General features: G+C 68.4%; 2 protein-coding genes. One reads left to right on the forward strand and one right to left on the reverse strand.

Translation table 11 applies throughout. The features are described 5' to 3' along the window. The first annotated feature begins 266 nt into the window (after nucleotides 1-266). Nucleotides 267-1,466, forward strand: a complete 1,200-nt coding sequence (locus B3587_RS07965) for an IS110 family transposase (protein WP_228178676.1) — start codon at nucleotides 267-269, stop codon at nucleotides 1,464-1,466. Between the two features lie 24 nt (nucleotides 1,467-1,490). On the opposite strand, the gene B3587_RS07970 is transcribed toward B3587_RS07965, so the two are convergent. Beyond that, nucleotides 1,491-1,697 (reverse strand): hypothetical protein, encoded by a 207-nt coding sequence (locus B3587_RS07970; RefSeq protein WP_053548866.1) that lies wholly within the window; start codon nucleotides 1,695-1,697, stop codon nucleotides 1,491-1,493. Between the last annotated feature and the right edge of the window lie 94 nt (nucleotides 1,698-1,791).

Below are 1,791 nucleotides of genomic sequence, written 5' to 3' on the forward strand. Positions count from 1 at the left end.
GGGCGCCGGTCCCGGACTCCCCCCGTTACTTTCTTCATGACCGTCTGGCGGAGGATGCTGGGCGGTGACGGCCTGCTGGGCCCGGCATGATTGCTGCCCCCTGTCCTTGATGATCCGGGGGGTGTTGTCACCGGGCCTGGTTGGCGGTGTGTGATCGCTGATAGGGGCCAGGCCCGAGCACGCTCGAGGCCGTTCGTAACGTGGATGCCGAGACGCACCGCCTGCGGACGCCGTCGGGAGCGAACGGAGGCAACGTGGTCACCAGTATCGACAGATACGACGAGGTCGGCGTGTTCGTCGGGCTCGATGTCGGCAAGGGCGAACACCACGCCGTCGCCCTCGATCGGGCCGGCGAGCGGCTGTTCGACAAGCCGTTGCCGAACGACGAGCGTCGACTGCGGGCAGTGCTCGACCAGCTCGCGACGCACGGGACCGTGCTGCTGGTCGTGGATCAGCCGGCGACGATCGGCGCGCTGCCGGTCGCCGTCGCGCAGGCTTTCGGGGCTCTGGTCGGCTACCTTCCCGGGCTGGCGATGCGGCGCATCGCCGATCTGCACCCGGGCGAGGCGAAGACCGACGCGCGGGACGCCGCGATCATCGCCGAGACCGCACGGACGATGCCGCACACGCTCCGCTCGATCCAGGTCGCGGACGAGCAGGTCGCGGAACTGTCGATGCTCTGCGGGTTCGACGACGACCTCGCCGGACAGATCACCCAAGTCAGCAACCGCATCCGCGGGCTTCTCACCCAGATCCACCCCGCGCTGGAACGCGTGATCGGGCCACGGCTGGACCATCCCGCGATGCTCGACCTGCTGCAGCACTACCCGTCCCCTGCGGCGATGCGATCAGCGGGTGAGAAAAGGCTCGGGAACCGGCTGCTCAAGAACGCGCCGAGGAAGGGTCGCGTCTGGGCGGGCGAGATTGTGACCGCCCTCGGTGAGCAGACTGTCGTGGTCACCGGCACCGACGCGGCAGCGCTCGTCCTCCCGCGGCTGGCGGAGCAGCTCGCCGCGCTGCGCAGGCAACGGGACGAGATCGCTGGTGAGGTCGAGAAGATCGTCGAGCAGCACCCTCTTCAGCCGGTCCTGACGAGCATGCCCGGAGTCGGCGTCAGGACCGCAGCCCGGCTCCTCACCGAAGTCACCACCAGAACCTTCCCGACCGCCGGGCACCTCGCCGCCTACGCCGGCCTCGCACCCGTCACCCGCAGATCCGGGGCCTCCATCCGGGGTGAGCATCCGTCCCGCCGCGGGAACAAAATCCTGAAACGGGCCATGTTCCTCTCCGCGTTCGCCGCGCTCCGCGACCCCGAGTCGCGCGCCTACTACGACCGGAAGATCGCGCAAGGCAAACGCCACAACCAAGCACTCATCGCCCTCGCCAGACGCCGATCGGACGTCCTCTACGCCATGCTCCGCGACGGCACCCTCTACCAGCCACACACCACCGCGATCGCCGCGTGAGCTTCGTCCGGACGGAGCCAGAGTTCAGCGCGGGTCGGCAGCCGCCCGCCGCGACGACCTCATCGACCCGATCGGCATCATCGGCACGGCCAGACCGGCGAACGCGATCAGAGGCCAGAAACTGCTCGACACCACCGCCAACACAATCCCCACGATCGCCAGCGCGATCGCGATTGACCACACGAGGACCCTCAGCCAAGTCGGGACCGTGGATTGCTTCGCGCTCCTCATGTCCGAAGCCTAGCCGCCAGCGTTACAAGCCCGACGAGACGCACACGACGTTCCCAGCAGCCACCCCGTCGTGCTTGACAAAGAACATAGGGGC

This window comes from Microbacterium sp. UBA837 (assembly GCF_002296025.1).
Classification (GTDB): domain Bacteria; phylum Actinomycetota; class Actinomycetes; order Actinomycetales; family Microbacteriaceae; genus Microbacterium.